The sequence below is a fragment of the Pseudomonas sp. B1-22 genome (genome assembly GCF_050474425.1).
Classification (GTDB): domain Bacteria; phylum Pseudomonadota; class Gammaproteobacteria; order Pseudomonadales; family Pseudomonadaceae; genus Pseudomonas.
In genome coordinates this window covers 174,855-195,165 of record NZ_JBCHVH010000002.1, presented here as the reverse complement: position 1 = coordinate 195,165, position 20,311 = coordinate 174,855, and the positions used below count along the sequence as shown (strand labels likewise).

Here is a 20,311-nt window from a genome sequence, read left to right as displayed (position 1 = left end):
GAGGCGCCTGCGCGTCACATCATGTGACGGAAGCGGTTCCAGGCGTGTTCGACGGACACCAGCCAGCTTGGCATGGCCGCGCCGAAGCCGGCGATCTCCAGACGCGGGTGATGGCGCACCACCATGTCCAGCACGGGCTCCTGCTCGGGCTTCACGTCGACGAAGAACACATGCTGGCCAGCATGCAGGCTGGGCTCGAAGCGGCGCACGTCGCCGCTGGGGCGTTGCAGGCCGACGAAGCTGCCTTCCCACAGGCTGAAGCCCATCAGCACTGCGGCGAGGAACAGCACCGGAATCCAGCCCGCGGCGGTTTGCGTCCAGCCGCTGAAATAGCCCACCACCAGTACCAGCACCGCCAGCATGGCGCCGATCAGCAGGCCGACCTTGCCCCAGTGCACCACGTCCTGTTTCATCATCGATGGCACCTGGTGCAGCCGATGATCCTTCAGCTCGGCATCCTGATCGCTCAGCACGTGCATTTGCTCCAGGCTGATGCCGCTTTGCGCCAGTTCCTGTTCGACCGTTTCCAGGTCGTCCAGGTTGTCGCTGATGTAGTAATGCCTGTTCATGACGAACCTCCGCCCCCAACCGGTCAAAACCCCTTGGGTTTGACAGGGATCTGCCGTGAATTCCGGCAGATCGCCGCCATTTGCTGAATTTCGTCAGAGTTGAGTCTAGCACCGGCGAGGTGGCCCCGTGGTGCGGGGGCCCAGTGGTCGCCTGGCTTGCACGATGCCCGCGCATGGCCGAGGATGCCGCTTTCCGGCCAGTCCAGGGGCGAGAGCGAGATGATCCGCGAGATTCTCAAGATGGGCGACGAACGCCTGCTGCGTGTGGCGCCGCCGGTGCCCGCGTCGATGTTCGGCAGCGTCGAATTGCAGACGCTGATCGACGACATGTTCGAGACCATGCACCACGTCGGCGGCGTCGGCCTGGCTGCGCCGCAGATCGGCGTGGACCTGCAGCTGGTGATCTTCGGCTTCGAGCGCAGCGAGCGCTACCCGGATGCCCCGGCGGTGCCGCCGACCATCCTGCTCAACCCGGTGATCACGCCGCTCGGCGAGGAGCTGGAGGAGGGCTGGGAAGGCTGCCTGTCGGTGCCGGGCCTGCGCGGCGCGGTGAATCGATACCGGTGCATCCGCTACCAGGGCGTCGACCCGCAGGGACAGACGATCGACCGCAGCGTCGAAGGCTTCCATGCACGCGTGGTGCAGCACGAGTGCGATCACCTGATCGGCCGGTTGTACCCGTCGCGGATCACCGATTTCAGCAAGTTCGGCTTTACCGAAGTGCTGTTCCCGGGGCTCGATCCGAAGGCGGATGACTGAGATAGGCGGGTGTCGTCCTGTCGGTGACTGCGCTTTTGTAGGAGCGGACTTTGTCCGCGATGTTCTGGCGCAGGGGCTGATCGCGGACGGAGTCCGCTCCTACGAGAGCGGGTTCGATGCGAGGGGCGTGCAACCGTTCATGGGGGCGCCTATTGGCGCTTTTCGCGGGCATGGCCCGCTCCTACAAGAACCTTCCGAGGCCCCTGTAGGAACGGGCCATGCCCGCGAATCGCTTGATGCCGGGGTTGCCCGCAAGCGCATGGGCTCACGGGACTGAATTCGATAAGCGGATAGCCTCTCCCAAGGCTATCCGCGTGACGAGGGGCGTGCCCTCACGACGATTGCTGCGGGGTGCCCAGCAGTGTCTTGCCGGATTTCTTCTGCCGCTTGGCCATACGCTTTTCATGTGCGGTTTTCAGCGGCTTCTTCTTGCTTTGCTTTTTCGCGTCGAGACCTTTCATGACCTGTCCTCCGACGGGACGCCCTCGATCCGAGGGCGGACAGCTACAGCATAGCCTTCGGACGGCATGCCGCCTCGCCGTTCAGCCGCTGGCGAGGCGCTCCAGCTCGCGGCGCACCATCGCCGCGTAGTGGGGCGGCGTCAGGCGGTACAGCTCGGTGGCCACCCAGGGCAGCCAGCGCGCACCCATGGCCTCGCGCTCGGCCAGCAGGCGCCGGGCTTCGGCCTCGGCGCGCTGGGCGTGTTCCTGGTGGTAGTCGGCGCGACTCATGGGGCGGGGGATCAGCTCTTGGCGCAATTCAGGGTCTGCGGGTCGATGGTGATGCTGGCCAGCGGCTTGCCGTCGCTGCCGGTGTATTCGTGGGTGACGCTCAGGTGGTGCTCGCGGAAGCGCTGCAGCAGGTCGGTCTGCTGGCAGGTGGTGCCTTCCAGTTGCGTCTTCAGTCCGTTCTCGAACTTGGCGCGGGCGCCCAGGTCCATCTGGTCCAGGCGCAGGCTGGAAATCGCGTAGCGGTAATACAGCATCTTCTTCGCCGGGTCGAGTTGCACGCTGTTGAGGGTGGTGACCTTGTCCACCTTGTGCGGCAGGTTGGTGCGGGTGACCTGGTCGAAGTAGGTCACCGAGACCTGTAGGAACTTGGCTTCGTCGGCGGCCTCGTCGGCCTGTACGGCGACGCTGGCCAGCAGCAGGAGGGGCAGGGCAAGGCGGGGGATCAGACGGATCGGCATGCGGTTTTCCTGTACGGCGGGAGGAGTGGGACGCGGAAGCGCCAGGAAGTTTATAGGCCATGGCGCGGTGTTCCGCCTGGCCAGTCGCGGCGGCTGTTCTTTCCGATTACTCTTGCACACCGCACGAGCCGGGCGTCGCTCCCGTCTCACCCTTCACGCCTATCCGGAGGCAGGCCCGCTGCCATGCTCGAACTGACTCAACTCGATCTCTCCACCGACTCCGCTGCGCAGCGCGTGGTCAAGGACGAAACCGTCACCGTCGAATTCGCCGTGGCGCCCGGTGAGCTGATGAGCCTGGAAGGCCCGAACCGCTATGCCCCCGGCGATGCGATCATCAGCAGCGCGACGGGCGAACGCTGGGTCGTCTCCCGCGAGCGTTTCGATCCGAAGTACCTGCCCGCCGACGCGGCGCTCACCCATGGCGAGCCCGGCGCCTATCGCAACCGGCCGACGGTGGTGCTCGCCCGGCGCATGGACGAGGCGTTCAGCCTCCTGCGCTCGACAGGCGGCGACCGCCTGACTGGCGCGGCTGGCGACTGGGTGATGCAGTACGCGCCCGGCGATTACGGCGTGGTGAAGGCGGCGCGATTCGCCAAGGTCTATCGCCTGGCCGACTGAGCCTTCCTTCGCACACCGTGCGCCCCTCCTGCTGGCACTGAACGGCGCCCAGCGGCTATGGTCTGTCCTGGCGGGCGCTCTGCGCCGCGCTTTCAAATGCAACTTTGCCCGCGCCGCGCAGGTCCACCCCTGCACCAACGGCCGGCGGGCCAGCCAGCAGAAGGACGGAGCGGGATGCGATTCATGGATATGCGGGGTCTGAGCCTGGGGCCCTGGAAACTGATCAGCCTGACGGTGAAGGATTTTCTCGACGACGAGATGCCTACCTATGCCGCCGCGCTGGCCTACCAGGGGCTGTTCTCGCTGTTTCCCTTCCTGCTGTTCCTCATTGCTCTGCTGGGCTTCCTGCACCTGCCGGAGTTCTTCGACTGGCTGCGCGGGCAGGCCGACTATGTGCTGCCGGCGCAGGCGCTGGAGCAGGTCAATCCGGTGATCGACCAGTTGCAGCAGCGCCAGGGCGGCCTGCTGTCGATCGGTATCATCATTGCGCTGTGGTCGTCCTCGGCGGCGGTGCGCTCGCTGATGACCGCGCTGAATGCGGCCTACGACGTGCGCGAGAGGCGGCCGGCGTGGAAGCGCGTGCCGCTGTCGGTGCTCTACACCTTCGGCATCGTCGGCATGCTCCTGGTCATCGCCGCGCTGATGATCCTCGGCCCGCAGGTCATGGGCTGGATCGCCGCGCGGGTGGGGCTGGAGGACTACGTGGTGCTGCTCTGGAGCGTGCTGCGCTGGCCGGTCATCGTGCTGCTGATGATGATGGCGGTAGCGGTGATCTACTACGTCACGCCCAACGTGAAGCAGAGGTTCCGCTTCATCACCCCCGGCTCGGTGCTCGCGGTGGTGCTGTGGATTTCCGCGTCCCTGGGGTTCGGTTTCTACGTGAAGAACTTCGCCGACTACAACGCCATGTACGGCAGCGTCGGCGCCATCATCGTCCTGCTGCTGTACTTCTACATTTCCTCGGCGGTGCTGTTGCTGGGGGCGGAGCTCAATGCGGTGATCGATCTCCACTTGCCCCACGACAAGGGGGCAGGCGAGCGGACCGTCGAGCAGCCCGCTCCGGCGCCGGACGAGCGTTAGCGGCGGACCTGCTGGCTGGCGAGCGCGGGCGGCGGCGCCAGCAGGTTGTCGACGACCATCAGCGACTGCTCGAAGGAGGGATAGCCGCTGCGGGCCACGTCCAGTCCCGAGTAGGCGCGCCGGTAGCGCAGGGCCTTGCCCGGATTGGCCTGCGCCACCAGATAGGGCTCGGACCAGACCTTGTACAGCAGCGCCACGGCATAGGGCTGGCCGGCGTCGGCGGCGTGCTCCAGCAGCGGCAGCACTTCGCTCACCTGCGGGCCTTCCTTGATCTTCAGCAGCGCCTTGTAGAAGCTCACTTCGCCGCGTTCATCGAAGGGCTGGGCGCGATCGAGCAGGGCACCCGCCAGTTCGTAGTTGCCCGGGTCGCCGGAGGCGATCAGCATCTTCGCCTGCAGCATGTCGTTACGGTAGAGCAGGCGCTCGACATGACAGCGCTGGCTGCCCATGGACGCCTCGCAGGGCGCGGTGGTGGCGCTGGAGCAGCCGGCCAGCAGCAACGAAATGCCCAGCATGGCCGTCAGGTAAGGCGGTTGAGGCTTGCCCATGGAAGTCCCCCGGAAGCGAATGGCAGAAATCGACCGGTCTGTGTGCGCCGGTTCTGTCTATTGGCCATCAGCATAGCCGCTACGCTCTCGCACGGCTTCGAAACCGGGCAAGTGCGGCCGATGGTGGAGTAATTCGAAAAGTGGTGGGTAGCGGCGGGATGGGCAGAGTGGCCTGCCTCCCCTGCCGATTTGTTCATCCAATGAAGGGGCAGTGCAGATGCCGCTTGCCGGGCTCGAGGAATCCCCATGAGACGACTGCTGTTCGCTGCGCTGATTGCGCTGGTCGCGCCCCTGGTGCTGGCCGAGGACGGACACTGGCAAGCCACCTGGAGCGCCAGTCCGCAGCGCACCTGGGGCAGGGAAGTACCGCTGCCGGTGGGCGTGCCGGCGGTGATCGGCAACCATACGTTGCGCCAGGTGGTGAAGGTCAGCTTGGGCGGGCGCCGGCTGCGCATCGCCTTGTCCAACACCTACGGCAGCCAGCCGGTGGCCATTGGCGGCGCGGCGGTGGCGTTGGCCGCGCCGGGTGGTCGCCTGGGCGGTACCAGTCACCGCCTGACCTTTTCCGGCCAGCCCACGGCCTATATCGCTCCCGGCGCCCAATTGCTCAGTGACCCGCTGGATCTCGCCGTGCCGGCGCTAGGCGAGCTGACGGTATCGCTCTACCTGCCGCAGCCGACCGTCATCGAGAGCTTCCACTGGGACGGCAAGCAGCGCGTCTATGGCGAGCCCGGCGAGCAGGTCGACGCCGTACGCCTGCCGCCGGAGGGCAAGGTGGAAGCGCGGCTGTTCCTCGCCGATGTGCTGGTGGAGTCCGCCGAGCCGCGCCCGGTGGTGGCGGTGCTGGGTGACTCCATCACCGACGGCCGCGGCGCCAGCCTCGACGGCAACCAGCGCTGGCCGGACGTGCTGGCGCAGCGCCTGGCCACGCGCAAGGTGGGGGTGATCAACGCCGGTATCTCCGGCGCGCGGCTGCTCTCCGACGGCATGGGGCAGAGCGCCCTGGTGCGCTTCGAACGCGATGCGCTGGACAAGCCGGGGGTGAAGGCGGCCATCGTCCTGCTGGGCATCAACGATATCTCCTGGCCCGGCAGCACCTTCGCGCCGAACAACCCGCTGGTGCAGTTCGAGGACCTGGTGGCGGGCTACCGGCAGCTCATCGCCCAGGCCCATGTGCGGGGCGTGCGTATCATCGGAGCGACCCTGTTGCCGTTCGAACGGGCGTTGAGCGGATCGGTGGTGGAGAACTACCACGCGGCCAACAAGGAAGCATTGCGCCAGCAGGTGAACCGCTGGATACGCGAAAGCGGAGAGTTCGATGCGGTGATCGACCTGGATGCCCGCCTGCGCGATCCGGCACGGCCGTTGCGCCTGCTGCCGGCCTACGACAGCGGCGATCACCTGCACCCGGGGGATGCGGGGAATCGGGCGATGGCCGAAAGCGTGGACCTGGATGCGTTGCTGCAGGGCCTGTGAGGGGCTTTGGCAGGGCGTACTGCCGATTCTGGCCATCGACGCGGGGGAGGACTCGGGGTGGCTGCGATCAAGGCCACGCGGCGTGTCACGTCGACCGTCATACGCCCTGCGTGAGCGTTCGTGTCTGTGGTGTAACGGCCTCGCTGCCGGGCCGGGAGTGCCCTACGCCCCGAACACCGAGCCCATGCTGTCGTCGTCCATCCCGCGTTCCAGCTTGATCTTCAGCGCGAGGTCGGTGCGCGAGTCGGCGAACTTGAGCGCGTCGGAGACGCTGATGCGACCTTCCTCCAGCAGCTTGTAGAGGCTCTGGTCGAAGCTCTGCATGCCGCTTTCCAATGCGCGCTCCACCGCGCCCTTGAGCTCCGGCAGCTCGTCGCGCTGGATGATGCCGCGAATGTGCGGCGTGCCCAGCATCAGCTCCACCGCTACCGCGCGGCGCTGACGCGTGCCGGGTACCAGGCGCTGGCCGATCAGTGCCAGCAGGTTCTGCGACAGGTCGGCGAGCACCTGCGGGCGGGCTTCGTCGGGGAAGAAGCGGGTGATGCGCTCGATGGCATGGCGGCAACTGGTGCCGTGCAGGGTGGCCACGCACAGGTGGCCGGTTTCGGCGTAGTGCAGGGCGTTCTGCATGGTCGGCGCGTCGCGGATTTCGCCGAGCATGATCACGTCCGGGGCCTCGCGCAGCACGTTGCGCAGGGCATCGGCGTAGCTGTGGGTATCCAGGCCCACCTCGCGCTGGTCGATGATCGACTTCTGGTGCGAATGGAGGAATTCGATCGGGTCTTCGATGCAGACGATGTGCCCGGAGCGGTGGCGATTGCGGAAGTCCAGCATGCTCGCCAGGGTGGTGGACTTGCCCGAGCCGGCCGCACCGACCACCAGGATCAGTCCGCGATCCTGCATCGCCAGCTTGTCGAGGATCGGCGGCAGGCCGAGGGTCGCCACGTCCGGGATCACCTGCTTGATCAGCCGCACCACCATCGCCACCTCGCCGCGCTGGTAGTAGATGTTGGCGCGGAAGCGGCCCAGCTCCGCCACGCTGATGGCCAGGTTCATCTCCAGGTCGCGTTCGAACTCCGTCACCTGCTCGGGCGTCATCAATTGCCAGGCCAGGGTCTTCACTTCGCCGGTGGCCAGCACGCGCTCGCCCACCGGCCGGCTGTGCCCTTCAATCTTGAGGTGCGGCGGCGCGCCGACGCTGAAGAACATGTCGGAGCCGGCGTTCTGTGGCAGCTGGGCCAGGTAGCTGAAGACATCGGGCAGGGCGGTGGCGCTGGCAGTGCTCATGGGAACATCCTTCGTTCGGCGGTGGGCCCGGCAGTCAGGGCGCGTCTGTATTCAGACTAGCCGGGACGCAGGTTGTAGGACGCGAGCGTAGGAAAGGTACGAGGAGTCTGCGTTGACACACCGCACGGGATTGCGAGGCCCGACCTCAGCGCTAGGCCGTTTCCGCTTGCTGCTGGCTGACGCCCAGCGCCTCCCGTAGCTGGTCGGTATCCAGCGGCTTGTGCAGCAGGCGATAACCGTGGGCGGTCGCTTCGCGGAGGCGCTCCGGGGAGGTGTCGCCGGTGACGATCAGCGCCGGCACCTTGCGCGCCAGGTAGCTGCGGATACGCCGGATCACTTCCTCGCCGGTCTGCCCCTCGCCCAGCCGGTAGTCGGTGAGGATCAGATGGACGGGCGCCGGGCCGCGATGACTGGCTTCGATGTGCCGCTGGCAGGCCTGCAGCGCCGTGGTGCCCGGATAGACGCGATGCCCCCAGACCTCCAGCAGGTTGCAGAGGGCGTGCAGGACGTCGCGCTCATCGTCCACCACCATGATGCCCAGGCCTTTGGTGTCGGGCTCTTCGGGCAGGGGACAGGTGGCCGGGCTGGCAGCCGGGGCCTGCACCAGGGGCAGGCGGACCGCGAACAGCGAGCCGCGTCCGGGCTGCGATTGCAGGCGCAGAGGGTGGCCGAGCAGGCGGGCGGTATGGCGAACGATGGCCAGGCCCAGGCCGAGGCCCTGCTTGCGGTCGCGCTCGGCGTTGTGCAGCTGGACGAACTCCTCGAAGACCATCTCCTGCTGGCTGGGATGGATGCCGATGCCGCTGTCCAGTACCTGGATTTCCACTTCCTGGCCGTGGCGACGACAGCCCAGCAGTACGCCGCCGCTGTGGGTGTAGCGGAAGGCGTTGGCCAGCAGGTTGTCCAGCAGCCGCTTGAGCAGTACCGGGTCGCTGTCCACCCACAGCCGGCTGCCGCACACCCGCCAGCGCAGGCAGCGTTCAGCGGCGGTACCGGCGAACTCCAGTTGCAGGTCGGTGAACAGCCGCTGCAGGGCGATGGGCTCGCGAGCCAGCGGCACCACCCCGGCGTCGAGTCGGGAGATGTCCAGCAGGCCGTTGAGCAGGCTGCCCAGGTTGCCGAGCATGGCGCGCAGGCGCGTGGCGATGTCCCGCGCCTTGGGGGCGTCCACCGGGCCGCGCTCGGCCAGCGAGGCGAGCGCGCCGACGAACAGGCCCAGGGCGTGGATCGGCTGGCGCAGGTCATGGCTGGCGGCGGCGAGGAAGCGCGTCTTGGCATGGTCGGCGGCCTGGGCGCGGTCGCGCTGCTCCTTGAGGTCCTGCACCAGCTCCGAGTTCTCCAGGCGCAGGCGGACGGTTTCGCAGAGGCTGCGGTAGGTGACCCGGCTGTAATACAGGTTCACCCCGGCCAGGCAGGCGATGAAGAAGCTGTAGGTGGCGAACTGTTCGTCGCGGCGGCTCAGGCACAGCACCAGCAGTGGCAGCAGCATGGCGGCGAGCGAACCGACATAGGCGGGCGGATAGGCCGACAGCGACGGCACCGCGCCGCACACCAGCCCTGTCAGCACGATGCAGGTGAAGGCGAAGAGCTGCGGGTCGCTGTGGGCGAAGCCCACCCAGCCGAGCCAGCCCCACAGCAGGCTGCTGAGCCACGACAGCAGCGTGGCCGTCCAGGGCCAATGCCTGCCCGGCGTGCCCGCGGGGGCTTGCCGGAAGTACGCGCGTGCCAGGACAATCCGCCCCAGCGTGAGCACGTAGAGCGCGGCCAACCAGACCCCCATCGCCGTCGGCGACAGGGCGTTGCGGAAGATGTACAGCACCGGCAGCGGTATCACCAGGTTGGCGAAGAGCACGGCATAGGACTGGCGGAACAACAGATCGACCAGTTCGCGTTGCTGAGGGCTGCTGTGCATTTCGATGGCCTCAAGGAGACGAACGATGGAAGGGAAGCGCTTGCGGGTGCTGGTCGCCGATGACCATGGCATCGTGCGCGATGGACTGCGTCTGTTGCTCTCGACCCTGGAGGCGGTCGAGGTGGTCGGCGAGGCCGGTGACGGCATCCGTCTGCAGTCGCTGCTGGAGGAATGCCCGGCCGACCTGTTGCTGCTGGACCTGAACATGCCGGGGCTCAACCGCCTGCAGGTCATCCACGACCTGCGCCAGCGCCACCCGCGCCTGAAGATCCTGGTGCTCACCGCCAACACCGAGCTGGCCACCGTGCGCTCGGTACTCGACGCCGGCGTGCATGGCTACCTGAGCAAGGGCGAGGAAACCGGTGAACTGCTCGAGGCGATCGATGCCCTGCGTGGCGGACAGACGTACCTGGCGCGCAGCCTGCGCTTCATCCTCGACGGCCCCCACGTGCGCCCGCGCGACGAAGCCAACCTGCTGGCGGCGGTGCAACTGACCCGGCGTGAACGGCAGATTCTCACCCTTGCCGCCCAGGGCCGCAGTGCACGGGAAATCGCCGAGCACTTCAGCATCAGCCCGCTCACCGTGCGCAAGCATCGCGAGAACCTGATGCGCAAACTCGACCTGCACAGCCCCGCGGAACTGACGGCCTACGCCGTACGCCTGGGAGTCCCCAGCGCCTGAACCTTGCCTGTGCGTACCACGCGTGCGAGGGCGCATGCCGTCGATTCCTTCCAACCTGTTGGAGCACAGCCTAACGCCGCTCCAGCGCAGAAAAAATACGGCAACTGCCGTATGTGCCTGACCGGCCCACGTCCCTAACCTTCCCGCCACTGGCTCGCCGCTCCCTTGTGAGGCGCCAGACCATCATTCGTGATCAAGGGAAGGATCAGATCATGCTGCAGTCTGCCTACTGGGCCTCGTTCGCCTTGGCGACCCTGGCCTTCGCCTGCATGCCAGGCCCCGCCATCCTCTACATGACCTCGCAGACCCTCGCCCACGGCCGCCGCTCCGGCCTGCATGCGGCGCTGGGCATCCACCTGGGCTGCTACCTGCACATCCTTGCCGCCAGCGCCGGGCTCGCTGCGCTGCTGCACCATGCGCCCACCTTGTACCTGGGCCTGAAGCTGGCCGGCGCGGCCTACCTGATCTGGCTGGGCGGCTCGATGATCCTGGGCCAGCGCCGGCTGCTCGAAGGCGCTGAGGAAGTGGCCGAGGCGCATCCGCAGGTGCTGCGCGACAGCATCGTGGTGGAGATGCTCAACCCCAAGACTGCGCTGTTCTTCCTGACCTTCCTGCCGCAGTTCGTCGACCCGGCCGCCAGCCTGCCGGTGGGCCTGCAGTTCTTCATCCTCGGGGTGATCGTCAACCTGGTGTTCTCCAGCGCCGACGTGCTCGCCGTACTGTTCGCCTCACTGCTGCTCGGCGTGCTGGGAGAAGGGCGCGGCAAGCGCCTGATGCCGCGGGTGTGCGGCTCGATACTGGTGGGGCTGGGGGTAATGCTGGCAGCCCGTGGCGGGCCGGTGTGAAGGCAGGGCGCCGCGCCCATCGACGGGCACGGCGCAGGCGGAGCGGATCAGTCCTCGCGGCTGGTCACTTCTACCAGGTGGTAGCCGAACTGGGTCTTTACCGGACCCTGGACGACGTTCAGCGGCGCGCTGAACACGACCTGGTCGAACTCGCGAACCATCTGGCCCGGACGGAAGCTGCCCAGGTCACCGCCGCTGCGGCCGGACGGGCAGGTGGAGTTGTCGCGGGCCACCTGGGCGAAATCGGCGCCGCCTTCGATGGCAGCTTTGAGTTCATTGCACTTGGCTTCGCTGGAAACCAGGATGTGACGGGCGGATGCACGGGCCATGGAATAACTCCTGAACAGGCAGTAGGAAAGGGCGAAGCCTAGCTGATTCGCGGGCGGAACCCAATGCCGGGTGCCCGGTGGCGCGGCTGCGAGGTTCATCCGGCTAGCTCGGAGCAATAAGGCCCGGCTCTTGTAGGAGCGAGCTTGCTCGCGAACCGCCTGGCATCGGAGTGGTCGGGAGGTTCAATCGCGGACGCAGTCCGCTCCTACGGAGGCGTGTCCTGGCAAATTGTTGCGAGGCGAACCTGCTCTTGTAGGAGCGGACTCTGTCCGCGATCAGTCCAGCACCGGAACCGCCGGCAAGTCCGTTCGCGAGCAAGCTCGCTCCTACGAAAGGCGCTTCATGATGCCTGGGTACCAAACACCTCGCCCAGGTGCCGCTGGTAACGCTCCACATCGCCCTCGATATTCGGACGCTTCATCACATCCACGCAGAGGAAGGTCGGCAGCGGGCTCATGCCCAGGAACTGGTTGGCCTTGTGGAAGGGGAAGTACACCGCGTCCACACCCTTGCCTTCGAAGAAATCGGTCGGGTCGTCGAAGGCCTGCTGCGGCGCGTTCCAGGTGGCCGAGATCATGTATTGCTTGCCGTGCAGCAGGCCGCCGCTGCCGTACTTCTGCGAGGCATCGGAGCGGGTGCGGCCGTCGTTGGCGTAGAGGCTGCCGTGGCCGGCGGTGAAGACCTCGTCGATGTACTGCTTGACGGTCCAGGGCGCACCCATCCACCAGCCGGGCATCTGGTAGATCACCACGTCGGCCCAGAGCATCTTCTGCACTTCCTCGGCCACGTCGTAGCCGCCGTCCACGAAGGTTTCCTTCACGTCGCAGCCGGCGCGGTCGAGGTAAGCGATGGCGGCTTCGTGCAGGGTGGCGTTGTAGCGGCCGTCGGAATGGGCGAACTGCTTGCCGCCATTGATCAGCAGGATCTTTTTCATGGGAAGGACTCTCGAAGTGACGAATTCTGGATGGCGGCAGGATATCGACGCGTGCACGCGGGAAAAACCCGTTCCCCGACAAAGGATATGTGCGCAAGACTCACGAATACTGCTGATTGGTTTGCGTCAGGATAGGGGAATTCATCCGCCATCCCGAGGCCCACGCCCATGTACGCCTTCATCCTCCAGGCCCACACCCGTCCGGAAAAGTCAGAAGCCTTCGAGAACCTGTTCCGCACCTACCTCGCACCGAGCCGTGCCGAGGACGGCTGCGTCCAGTACCACATGCTGCGTGACGCCAGCGACCCGACCCTGTTCACCTTCTTCGAGGTCTGGCAGAGCCGCGAGCACCTGGCCGTGCACACCGCGTTGCCGCACATGCGCGAATTCCATGAGCAGCGCATGGACTACCTGCGCCGCGATTTCGATATCCAGGAAGTCGAGGTGATGGCGCCGTTGGCGGGCTGACCCGCTTCACGCCACCACCTTGTTGCGCCCCGCCGCCTTGGCCTCGTAGAGATTCGCGTCCGCCGCCGCGACCAGTGCTTCGATGCTGTCCGCCGGGGTATCCGAGGTGCTCGCCACGCCGATACTGATGGTCACCACGCCGCGATCGCCCTTGGCGTGGGGCAGGGCGGTTTCCTCCACGGCGCGGCGAATCGATTCGGCCACGCGTTCCGCGGCGGCGGTATCGCAGCCGGGCAGGATGACCACGAACTCCTCGCCGCCGTAGCGTGCCGCGCCGTCGCTCTCGCGGCGGCAGCCCTGGCGGACGAGGTGCGCCACGTTGATCAGCGCCAGGTCGCCGCGCGGGTGGCCGTAGTGGTCGTTGTAGGCCTTGAACTGGTCGATATCCAGCATCAGCACCGCCAGGTCGCCGTCACCGTCGCGGCGGCGTTGCCATTCGAGTCGAGCCTTGTCGTCGAACCAGCGGCGGTTGTGCAGGCCGGTCAGCGGGTCGGTGTCGGCCTCGGTGCGCAGGCGGTCTTCCTTGGCGTCTCGGCGACGCAGGTGGCGGGTCAGGCGGAAGGCGAAGAAGAGCGTTGCGGCGTTGATCGCCAGCAGCAGCCCGCTGGTGGTCCAGTTGCGGCCGGTCCAGGTCTGGAAGATATCCTCCCGGTACAACTCGACCGAGACCGTCACCGGATAGTCGCCGACACGCCGATAGCCTCGCCAGTAAGCCTCCGAACCATAGGGCTGCTGGCTGAAAGACTCCTTCTCGCCACTGGCGACGAAACTGCGGAACGTCCTGCTCTCATCCTCGCTGTCGCGCGCTGGCGCCGGCGGCCATTGGGCCAGGACCGTGCCGTCGAGCAGGCGGATCGAGACCACCTCGCGCTTTCCCAGGTCCAGTTCACGGACGAAGGTTTCCAGGTGCCGCAGTTCCTTGATCGCCGCGACCACGCCGAGGAAGTTGCCGTGCTTGTCCTGCACGGCACGGCTGAGCGCGATGCTGGGCAAGGTGCCGGGGTAGGGGGGCAGGAACGGATGACTCAGGAACAGGCGCGAAGGGTAGTCGCGCGCCCCCCGGAAATACTCGCGCCGGGACAGGTCCTTGTGTGCCTCGCCAAGGTGGTTGAGGTCCACCAGCAGGTGGCCCTTCGCATCGGTCACCACCAGCGTGCCCGCCTGCGCGGCCCCGGCGGCGTGCCCCTGCACCAGTTCCTGCAATACCTGCCGGGACAGTTCGGGGGTGGCCGGGCCGGCCATGACGTTGGCGAGCGTTTGCAGGGTTTGCCAATGCACATCCAGGTCGCGGTGGAGGTCCCGCTCCACCAGCATCAGGGTGTTCTTGCCGCTGGCGTGGGCATAGGCCAGCGCATCCTGCCTCATCTGCAGCATGTGCCAGCCGGCCAGCAGCGACGCCGCCACCGCCAGCAGGACGGTAATCAGGAAAACACGACGCGGGTAGAACACAGCAGCACCTCCCGCCTTGTTCGGACGCTGTTCGGAAAACGTTCGGTTTCTTTCATTGTCTGACAGGCTGAAAGCGGTGCAATCGAAGTAGAACCAACCCTTGTCGCAGATCAGGCCGCCGCGGGAAATAACTCATCGATCAGGCTGCAACCGGTTCTGACGCGGTGTCGGATCGCTCGCGAGCGCAGCCAAACGCCAAAGAATCACGCATCATGTACGCCATTTCGCCAAGGGGAATCCTGCATGGGTGCCACGTCCTACATCCCGCGTAGCCTGCTGTTGTCGCTGGGGCTGCTGTCCGCCACCTTCGCTGTCGCCGCCGAACAGGAACAACTGGTCGAAGCCATCAACGCCTATCGCGGCGAGGTGCAGTCCTGCGCCGGCAGCGCCTCGCAGGTTCTCCCGCCGCTGGCGGTGGAGCAGCGCCTGGCGATCCCCGCTGGCGTCGGCGACTGGAAGAGCGCGCTGAACCAGACCGGCTACCCGATGAGCAGCGTGCGCATGCTCAGCCTCACCGGCCCGCGTGACGTGAGTGCGGCGATGAAGGCCCTGCAGGAGAGCTTCTGCCAGGTGCTGCTCGACCCGCAGTTCGTCGACGTTGGCGTAAGCCGCGAGGGCGAAGACTGGCGCATTCTCCTTGGCCGTCCGCTGCTGCAAGGCAAGCTCGGTACCTGGGAGGCCGAAGGCCAGCAACTGCTGCAGGCCATCAATGCCGCCCGTGGCCAGGCGCGCCAGTGCGGCGGGCAGAACTTCGGCAACGCGCCCGCGCTGACCTGGAACGCCACCCTCGGCACTATCGCCGAAGGCCATAGCCGCGACATGGCCAACAACAACTACTTCGACCACAAGGGCCGCGACGGCAGCACCCCTGGCGACCGCGCCGAACTGGGCGGCTATACGTTCCAGCAGATCGGCGAGAACATCGCCGCCGGCCAGGGCAACGCGCGCAAGGTGGTGGACAGCTGGCTGTCCAGCCCCGGCCATTGCGCCAACCTGATGAACCCGCAATTCCGCGAACTGGGCGCGGCCTACGCCGCCGACCCGAAGAGCGACGCGGGCATCTACTGGACGGCGCTGTTCGGGGCGCAGTAAGCGTGTTTCGGCCGGCACCGATCCCCCTGTAGGAGCGAGCTTGCTCGCGAACCCGCCGAAAGGCGGTCGGCTTGCGCCGACCATCGCGGAGAAGCTCCGCTCCTACGAGAGCGTCTCTCCCGCAGGGAGTACAACGCTCCGCGTTATACGTCGATTGACCTTGGCTTCAAGGCACTCCAGATCGGACCACGGCACCAATGGCGGCCCACGCTGAATCGGCGTACGTACGGTGCCAACCCTCAGCGATGACCGGCGGCGCTCTCGCCGTCGGCATCGCCCTGGCGCTGCCCCTTCACCTTCGCCGCCAGAATCGCCGCCTCGACCGCCTTCAGCGTGCCCGCACCGGCCGGGAATTCCAGCACGCCGCTCTCGGCGAGGGTGGCGACGCGCTCGCCGTCATTCAGCGTGAACTCCAGAAACGCCAGATGCTCCGACCAGGAGCGATAGCGCCGCACCATGAACAGGCTGTGGCGGCTGCGCACCGAACTGATCGTCTCCAGGGCGATCTGCCGGTGGCTGTCCTGGCCGCAGAGCACCAGCTCACCCTTGTCGATGAACGCCGGTTCCGCCTTCGACACCCGCCGCCACTCCACCGCGAAGCGCCCGCCGAGCAGCAGCAGGCAGAGGGGCAGGGCGGAGAACAGGGCAACGACGCCACTGAACACCTTGATCAGCGTGAAGACGGCCATCGCCAGCAGGATTAGCAGGGTGACGGCGCGGTAGAAATGGACGTTGTCGAACTCGGTCTGTGGCAAGAACCGGACTTCCATGTACCTGTTTCCTCGGCGATTGCGAAACGTTTCCAGCCAGACGTTTTAGCAGACTGGGGCGGGCTTGCTACGCGAGGCCGGTCACGGCATGGGCTATGCGCAAAAGAAAAACCGGCGCCAGGGCGCCGGTTTTTTCTGTGTCGCTGCGGTAGTCCGAGGGGACTTCCCGCCCGAACCCGTCGCTTAGTGCGCCTGGTTCAGGGTCAGGCGCATATGACGGTTCACATCCTTGTACAGCAGGTAGCGGAAGCGACCGGGGCCACCGGAGTAGCAAGCCTGCGGGCAGAAGGCGCGCAGCCACATGAAGTCGCCGGCTTCCACCTCGACCCAGTCCTGGTTCAGGCGGTAGACCGCCTTGCCTTCCAGCACGTACAGGCCGTGTTCCATCACGTGGGTCTCGGCGAACGGAATCACGCCGCCCGGCTCGAAGTTCACGATGTTCACGTGCATGTCATGGCGCATGTCGCTCATGTCGACGAAGCGGGTGGTGCTCCAGCGGCCTTCGGTATCCGGCATCACCTTCGGCTCGATGTCCTGCTCGTTGGTGACGAAGGCTTCCGGCAGCGGTACGCCGTCGACCTTCTGGTAGTGCTTGCGGATCCAGTGGAAGCGGGTGTGCTGGCCGGAGGTGTTGCGCACCTTGTAGTCCGCGCCCGGCGGAATGAAGGCGTAGCCGCCCGGCTGCATGTTGTGGACCTGGCCCTGCAGGGTCAGGGTCAGCTCGCCTTCGACGATGAACAGCACCGCCTCGGCGTTGACGTCCTGCTCCGGCTTGTCGCTGCCGCCGTTGGGGGCCAGCTCGACGATGTACTGGGAGAAGGTCTCGGCAAAGCCGGACAGCGGGCGGGCGATGACCCACATGCGCATGTTGTCCCAGAAGGGCAGATGGCTGGTGACGATGTCACGCATCACGCCCTTGGGGATCACGGCATAGGCTTCGGTGAACATCGCGCGGTCGGTGAGCAGCTCGGTCTGTGCCGGGTGCCCGCCGTGCGGCGCGTAATAGCTGGTTTTGGCCATGGGGGATTTCCTCATTGTTGTCTTGCTGCCCGGCGCCTGGCGCCGGGTCGAACAATTCGTGCGGATCGGTGCGCCGCCAGGGCGTTGTCCGTCGCTGAGAGCCACGATATCCAGCGGCGGGTTCATGCACAAATTAAATGTTGGAATCCGCCGTATTCACTTTTCAAATGCGTGAGCGCGCCGCTCAGCCCTGCGTGTCCTGGGCCAGAACCCGCGACAGCACGCGGGCGAGTTCCTTCACCTTGGGGTCCGCCGCCGGGCGATGCAGCAGCGCCACCTCGAATACATCCACCGAGGGCAGGCCGGTGTTCTTCGGCAGCACCGCGTGTTCCGCCGTCACCGCCCGCTGCGGCAACAGGCCGATGCCCATGCCGTCGGCGATGGCCGACTGGATGCCGGAAAGACTCGAACTGGTAAAGCTGATGTGCCAGCGCCGGCCCACGGCTTCCAGGGCAGCGATCATCTCGTCGCGGTACACCCCGCGCGGTGGGAAGGTCACGATGGGCAGCGGGTCCAGCTCGATGCAGGGATTCTTCGCGCTATCCACCCAGCGCGTCTTCTCCGGCCAGCAGGCCACCGCCTCGCGGGCGTTCTGCCGCTGCTTGAGCAGCACCAGGTCCAGTTCGCCGCGGTCGTAGCTGGCGGAGATGTCACGGCTCAGGCCGCTGGTGACTTCCAGCTTCACCTGCGGGTAGCGCCGGTTGAAGGCCGCCAGTTGCTCGGTGGTGCGACCGGTGGCGAAGTCATCCGGCACGCCGATGCGCACCGTCAACGCCACCGTGGCGCCGGACAGCGCTTCGACCATCTCGTCGTTCAGCGCCAGCAGGCGCCGCGCGTAACCCAGCAGCGTCTCGCCGGCATCGGTGGGCAACACGTCGCGGTTGCCGCGCTCCAGCAGGCGATGCCCGGCCATTTCTTCAAGGCGGCGGATCTTCTGGCTGATGGTCGACTGGGTCGAGTGCAGGCGTGTGGCGGCCGTGGTGAAGCTGCCGCAATCGGCCACCGTGACGATGGCGCGAAGCAGATCGAGGTCGAACAGGCGGGTATTCGATTTTTCACTTTCGCTCATGGCGGAATCTATTTTCTGAATGTCGATTCCGCTTTTAGCAGCTCACCTGTGGGCCAGCAATCATCCCTTGCTAGTTGTCGGTGAACTTCGACCAGGGATCTCCCGACCCCGCACGCCGGTCGCCCTTGCGGCGGTCCGCCTCGAAACGGATGCTCTGCCGCCGGTCCGTGCCGCTGCGACGATCCTTCCCGTGGCGGGTATCGACCATGAATTTGGGCTTGGCAGGCGCTGCGGATGCGGCCGGCGGCGCCTCGTCCGGCTCCAGCGGGACCAGGCTGAGTTCGTCGAGGTTCAGCTTGCCTTCAGTGCTCATTGCGTCACTCCTGTGCATCGCACAGCAATGAGCGTAGATCAGGGCAACGGATTTGTAGGGGGCAGCTCGCTCGCAAACCCGCGCCATCCGTCGTACGCCGATCACTCAATCGTTTAACGCTCGCCTTGCACGATGGCTTTCACGAAGCGAGAGGGGAGTTGTACCTGGCGCGCATCCTTGCCCGCTCCAATGCGCAACGTCAGAACATCGCCCATTGACCACACCACTTGTACCTTCTTCAGCTCGCACTCAGGGGTAAGTGGCAAGTCGTTGGGGGCCGCCCCCTCGCAATAGCCCTTTTCCAGTATGACGCTCTGCGCTTCGTAGTTACCCAGGCCCAGGTTGCGTACGACGCGGTCTGGCATGCCGGTGAGCACGCCGCTGTAGAAGGCGATTGCCAGAGCGAAGAACAACGAAAAATGCAGGGCGTAGACGAAGCCTCCAAAGCATCCTGCGGCGCAGATCGCGGCGACGAGACAGGCGCCCAGGGGAATCAGGTAGAAGGCCAGAACTTTCAGGTCACCGTCCTCGATTCTGTTGAGGAATGGTGCGGTATCGGCGCTGACGGAGAACGCCACGCCTCCGGTGACCATGACAGGTATCCAGGAGCAGTAAGAAAAACGGAGGAATGTGATTCCCGGAAGTTTGAAGATCAGTTGTATGACGATGCCAAACAACATGGATACGAGCAGGGGCACGAGGATGAGTGCCCAGAGGTAGAGTGCAGGAGAATGCAGCAGGACGGATGTCAGAATGAGGGAGTTGAGAGAATATGGCCCTGCGAAGTACAACGCCAAAATGCCAAATGCCTTTCGAAGCCGTCGCTCTTCGTCTTGGTCTAGCCAGTTACCGATGGCAGAGCGAACCTCTGTTCGATTGATGAACCCGTGAAATATCAGCAGTCCTGGGGCCAGCAATCCAACCATTAGCAGTCCGATCAGGAAGAATCCGAGCACGCCTGCGCCGAGTAGCAGTGATGAAAATTGGAGCAGGTCGAAGCTTGGATAGAAGTGGTTGGCGTGGAAATACAGAAGGAAAAGAACAAACCCAGCTGCCGGTGGGGCGAATTTGGCGAGCTGCGACGAGTACCGCTTGAAAAATGCAGAGCTGACTATTGCGAACCGATCAATCAGGTCCTGCTCAGGCGCAGGCCGATCACTCCATCGTTCCATGATGCTTCCTTGCTGGGCTGCTAGCTTACTGCCGGCATGGTAGGGAGGTGCGTCAGCGCTGTCATCAGTCGGCGCACGACAAGGGGTGGGGCAACTTGTAGGAGCGAGCTTGCTCGCGAACCAGCGCCATCCGTCACTTGCGCGTAGGGCGTACAACCGTTCGCGGTTGTACGCCGATGCACCGCGCCTCATTACTCGTTTCGAAGCCAGGCTCGGAGTGCGCTTGGTGACATTTATGTGGCCAATGCACAGCACGCCCCCGGAGAGGCCGTCTAGACTCTGCACACTCAGAACTTACCCCCGTGGAATCACAAGGAGCGTCACCATGAAAGGTTCTTCCAAACTTCTGCCTCTGCTGGCTATTGCCGCTGCGCTGTCCGGCTGCATGAACGATCAACAGTTCATCGCTGCCAACCAGCAGGCCGCCCTCAACGCCACCGAGTCGCGGGCGAAGTTCGAGCTCAATTGCCAGCAGGTGAATTCCAGCGTGCTGTCGAGCAAGGTCACGGATACCCGCTTCGGCTACCAGCGCACCGAATACACAATCGGCGTGCGCGGTTGCGGCCGGCAGGCGACCTACCTGACCTATTGCCTCGATACCACCAACTGCAATGCGCTGAGCGACACCGCGCGGGTCGGCAACGAGTAAGCCAGGAGTGCGGCGGTGGCGGTTGTTGCCACCGCACGTTGCGCAATGAGGCGGGAGTTGAGCGTTCTGCCGAGGAATCA

General features: G+C 65.6%; 24 protein-coding genes. 9 read left to right on the top strand and 15 right to left on the bottom strand.

Features of this window, described 5'->3' with window-relative positions; all coding sequences use genetic code 11:
- Positions 1-14 precede the first annotated feature (14 nt).
- Positions 15-569, bottom strand: a complete 555-nt coding sequence (locus ACQ5BL_RS07760; RefSeq protein ID WP_207888414.1) for a magnesium transporter — start codon at positions 567-569, stop codon at positions 15-17.
- A 219-nt stretch (positions 570-788) separates the two neighbouring features.
- On the opposite strand from ACQ5BL_RS07760, the gene def reads away from it, so the two are divergent.
- Positions 789-1,328: a peptide deformylase gene (gene def, locus ACQ5BL_RS07755; RefSeq protein ID WP_243809071.1), complete on the top strand. Its 540-nt coding sequence runs from the start codon at positions 789-791 to the stop codon at positions 1,326-1,328.
- A 332-nt stretch (positions 1,329-1,660) separates the two neighbouring features.
- On the opposite strand, the gene ACQ5BL_RS07750 is transcribed toward def, so the two are convergent.
- From ACQ5BL_RS07750 to ACQ5BL_RS07740, 3 genes are all read right to left on the bottom strand, one after another.
- A complete protein-coding gene (locus tag ACQ5BL_RS07750; RefSeq protein ID WP_279381585.1) occupies positions 1,661-1,789 on the bottom strand; it encodes a hypothetical protein in 129 nt (42 codons plus the stop codon).
- Between the two features lie 81 nt (positions 1,790-1,870).
- Positions 1,871-2,059, bottom strand: a complete 189-nt coding sequence (locus ACQ5BL_RS07745) for a hypothetical protein (protein WP_207888412.1) — start codon at positions 2,057-2,059, stop codon at positions 1,871-1,873.
- Between the two features lie 11 nt (positions 2,060-2,070).
- Positions 2,071-2,517, bottom strand: coding sequence for a hypothetical protein (locus tag ACQ5BL_RS07740; protein ID WP_243809072.1), 447 nt, complete (start codon positions 2,515-2,517; stop codon positions 2,071-2,073).
- 183 nt (positions 2,518-2,700) lie between these two features.
- Between ACQ5BL_RS07740 and ACQ5BL_RS07735 the strand changes: the two genes are divergently transcribed.
- Positions 2,701-3,135, top strand: a complete 435-nt coding sequence (locus tag ACQ5BL_RS07735) for a PGDYG domain-containing protein (RefSeq protein WP_243809073.1) — start codon at positions 2,701-2,703, stop codon at positions 3,133-3,135.
- Positions 3,136-3,309: 174 nt separating this feature from the next.
- A complete protein-coding gene (locus tag ACQ5BL_RS07730) occupies positions 3,310-4,215 on the top strand; it encodes a YihY/virulence factor BrkB family protein (RefSeq protein WP_207888409.1) in 906 nt (301 codons plus the stop codon).
- On the opposite strand, the gene ACQ5BL_RS07725 is transcribed toward ACQ5BL_RS07730, so the two are convergent.
- Positions 4,212-4,763 (bottom strand): hypothetical protein, encoded by a 552-nt coding sequence (locus tag ACQ5BL_RS07725; protein ID WP_430293064.1) that lies wholly within the window; start codon positions 4,761-4,763, stop codon positions 4,212-4,214. The genes ACQ5BL_RS07730 and ACQ5BL_RS07725 overlap by 4 nt on opposite strands.
- 246 nt (positions 4,764-5,009) lie before the next feature.
- Between ACQ5BL_RS07725 and ACQ5BL_RS07720 the strand changes: the two genes are divergently transcribed.
- A complete protein-coding gene (locus tag ACQ5BL_RS07720; protein WP_243809075.1) occupies positions 5,010-6,239 on the top strand; it encodes an SGNH/GDSL hydrolase family protein in 1,230 nt (409 codons plus the stop codon).
- Positions 6,240-6,401: 162 nt separating this feature from the next.
- Here the strand turns inward: ACQ5BL_RS07720 and ACQ5BL_RS07715 are convergent, their stop codons facing one another.
- Together ACQ5BL_RS07715 and ACQ5BL_RS07710 are read right to left on the bottom strand one after the other, a co-directional pair.
- The gene (locus ACQ5BL_RS07715; protein WP_243809076.1) at positions 6,402-7,526 is read right to left on the bottom strand and encodes a PilT/PilU family type 4a pilus ATPase; all 1,125 of its coding nucleotides are present in this window, start codon (positions 7,524-7,526) and stop codon (positions 6,402-6,404) included.
- 151 nt (positions 7,527-7,677) lie between these two features.
- Positions 7,678-9,438 (bottom strand): ATP-binding response regulator, encoded by a 1,761-nt coding sequence (locus ACQ5BL_RS07710; RefSeq protein ID WP_243809077.1) that lies wholly within the window; start codon positions 9,436-9,438, stop codon positions 7,678-7,680.
- 25 nt (positions 9,439-9,463) lie between these two features.
- Between ACQ5BL_RS07710 and ACQ5BL_RS07705 the strand changes: the two genes are divergently transcribed.
- Both ACQ5BL_RS07705 and ACQ5BL_RS07700 read left to right on the top strand, forming a co-directional pair.
- Positions 9,464-10,120 (top strand): response regulator, encoded by a 657-nt coding sequence (locus ACQ5BL_RS07705; protein ID WP_243809078.1) that lies wholly within the window; start codon positions 9,464-9,466, stop codon positions 10,118-10,120.
- Between the two features lie 212 nt (positions 10,121-10,332).
- Positions 10,333-10,965, top strand: a complete 633-nt coding sequence (locus tag ACQ5BL_RS07700; RefSeq protein ID WP_243809079.1) for a LysE family translocator — start codon at positions 10,333-10,335, stop codon at positions 10,963-10,965.
- Between the two features lie 47 nt (positions 10,966-11,012).
- On the opposite strand, the gene ACQ5BL_RS07695 is transcribed toward ACQ5BL_RS07700, so the two are convergent.
- A complete protein-coding gene (locus ACQ5BL_RS07695; RefSeq protein ID WP_152222096.1) occupies positions 11,013-11,294 on the bottom strand; it encodes a peptidylprolyl isomerase in 282 nt (93 codons plus the stop codon).
- Between the two features lie 341 nt (positions 11,295-11,635).
- Positions 11,636-12,229: an NAD(P)H-dependent oxidoreductase gene (locus ACQ5BL_RS07690; RefSeq protein ID WP_430293061.1), complete on the bottom strand. Its 594-nt coding sequence runs from the start codon at positions 12,227-12,229 to the stop codon at positions 11,636-11,638.
- Between the two features lie 168 nt (positions 12,230-12,397).
- Here ACQ5BL_RS07690 and ACQ5BL_RS07685 point away from each other — a divergent pair, with 168 nt between their 5' ends.
- A complete protein-coding gene (locus ACQ5BL_RS07685) occupies positions 12,398-12,697 on the top strand; it encodes a putative quinol monooxygenase (protein WP_243809081.1) in 300 nt (99 codons plus the stop codon).
- 6 nt (positions 12,698-12,703) lie between these two features.
- On the opposite strand, the gene ACQ5BL_RS07680 is transcribed toward ACQ5BL_RS07685, so the two are convergent.
- The gene (locus ACQ5BL_RS07680; RefSeq protein WP_243809082.1) at positions 12,704-14,146 is read right to left on the bottom strand and encodes a sensor domain-containing diguanylate cyclase; all 1,443 of its coding nucleotides are present in this window, start codon (positions 14,144-14,146) and stop codon (positions 12,704-12,706) included.
- A 243-nt stretch (positions 14,147-14,389) separates the two neighbouring features.
- On the opposite strand from ACQ5BL_RS07680, the gene ACQ5BL_RS07675 reads away from it, so the two are divergent.
- On the top strand, positions 14,390-15,238 hold the full coding sequence (locus ACQ5BL_RS07675) for a CAP domain-containing protein (protein ID WP_243809083.1): 849 nt from the start codon (positions 14,390-14,392) through the stop codon (positions 15,236-15,238).
- Between the two features lie 239 nt (positions 15,239-15,477).
- On the opposite strand, the gene ACQ5BL_RS07670 is transcribed toward ACQ5BL_RS07675, so the two are convergent.
- From ACQ5BL_RS07670 to ACQ5BL_RS07650, 5 genes are all read right to left on the bottom strand, one after another.
- On the bottom strand, positions 15,478-16,008 hold the full coding sequence (locus ACQ5BL_RS07670) for a hypothetical protein (protein WP_243809084.1): 531 nt from the start codon (positions 16,006-16,008) through the stop codon (positions 15,478-15,480).
- Positions 16,009-16,191: 183 nt separating this feature from the next.
- Positions 16,192-17,028 (bottom strand): bifunctional allantoicase/(S)-ureidoglycine aminohydrolase, encoded by an 837-nt coding sequence (locus ACQ5BL_RS07665; RefSeq protein ID WP_152222109.1) that lies wholly within the window; start codon positions 17,026-17,028, stop codon positions 16,192-16,194.
- Between the two features lie 184 nt (positions 17,029-17,212).
- The gene (locus ACQ5BL_RS07660; RefSeq protein WP_207888398.1) at positions 17,213-18,097 is read right to left on the bottom strand and encodes a LysR family transcriptional regulator; all 885 of its coding nucleotides are present in this window, start codon (positions 18,095-18,097) and stop codon (positions 17,213-17,215) included.
- Between the two features lie 70 nt (positions 18,098-18,167).
- A complete protein-coding gene (locus ACQ5BL_RS07655; protein ID WP_243809085.1) occupies positions 18,168-18,410 on the bottom strand; it encodes a hypothetical protein in 243 nt (80 codons plus the stop codon).
- 113 nt (positions 18,411-18,523) lie between these two features.
- Entirely contained in the window at positions 18,524-19,582 is a 1,059-nt protein-coding gene (locus ACQ5BL_RS07650; protein WP_243809086.1) for a hypothetical protein, read from the bottom strand.
- A 325-nt stretch (positions 19,583-19,907) separates the two neighbouring features.
- On the opposite strand from ACQ5BL_RS07650, the gene ACQ5BL_RS07645 reads away from it, so the two are divergent.
- Positions 19,908-20,231, top strand: coding sequence for a hypothetical protein (locus ACQ5BL_RS07645; RefSeq protein ID WP_243809087.1), 324 nt, complete (start codon positions 19,908-19,910; stop codon positions 20,229-20,231).
- Positions 20,232-20,311 lie beyond the last annotated feature (80 nt).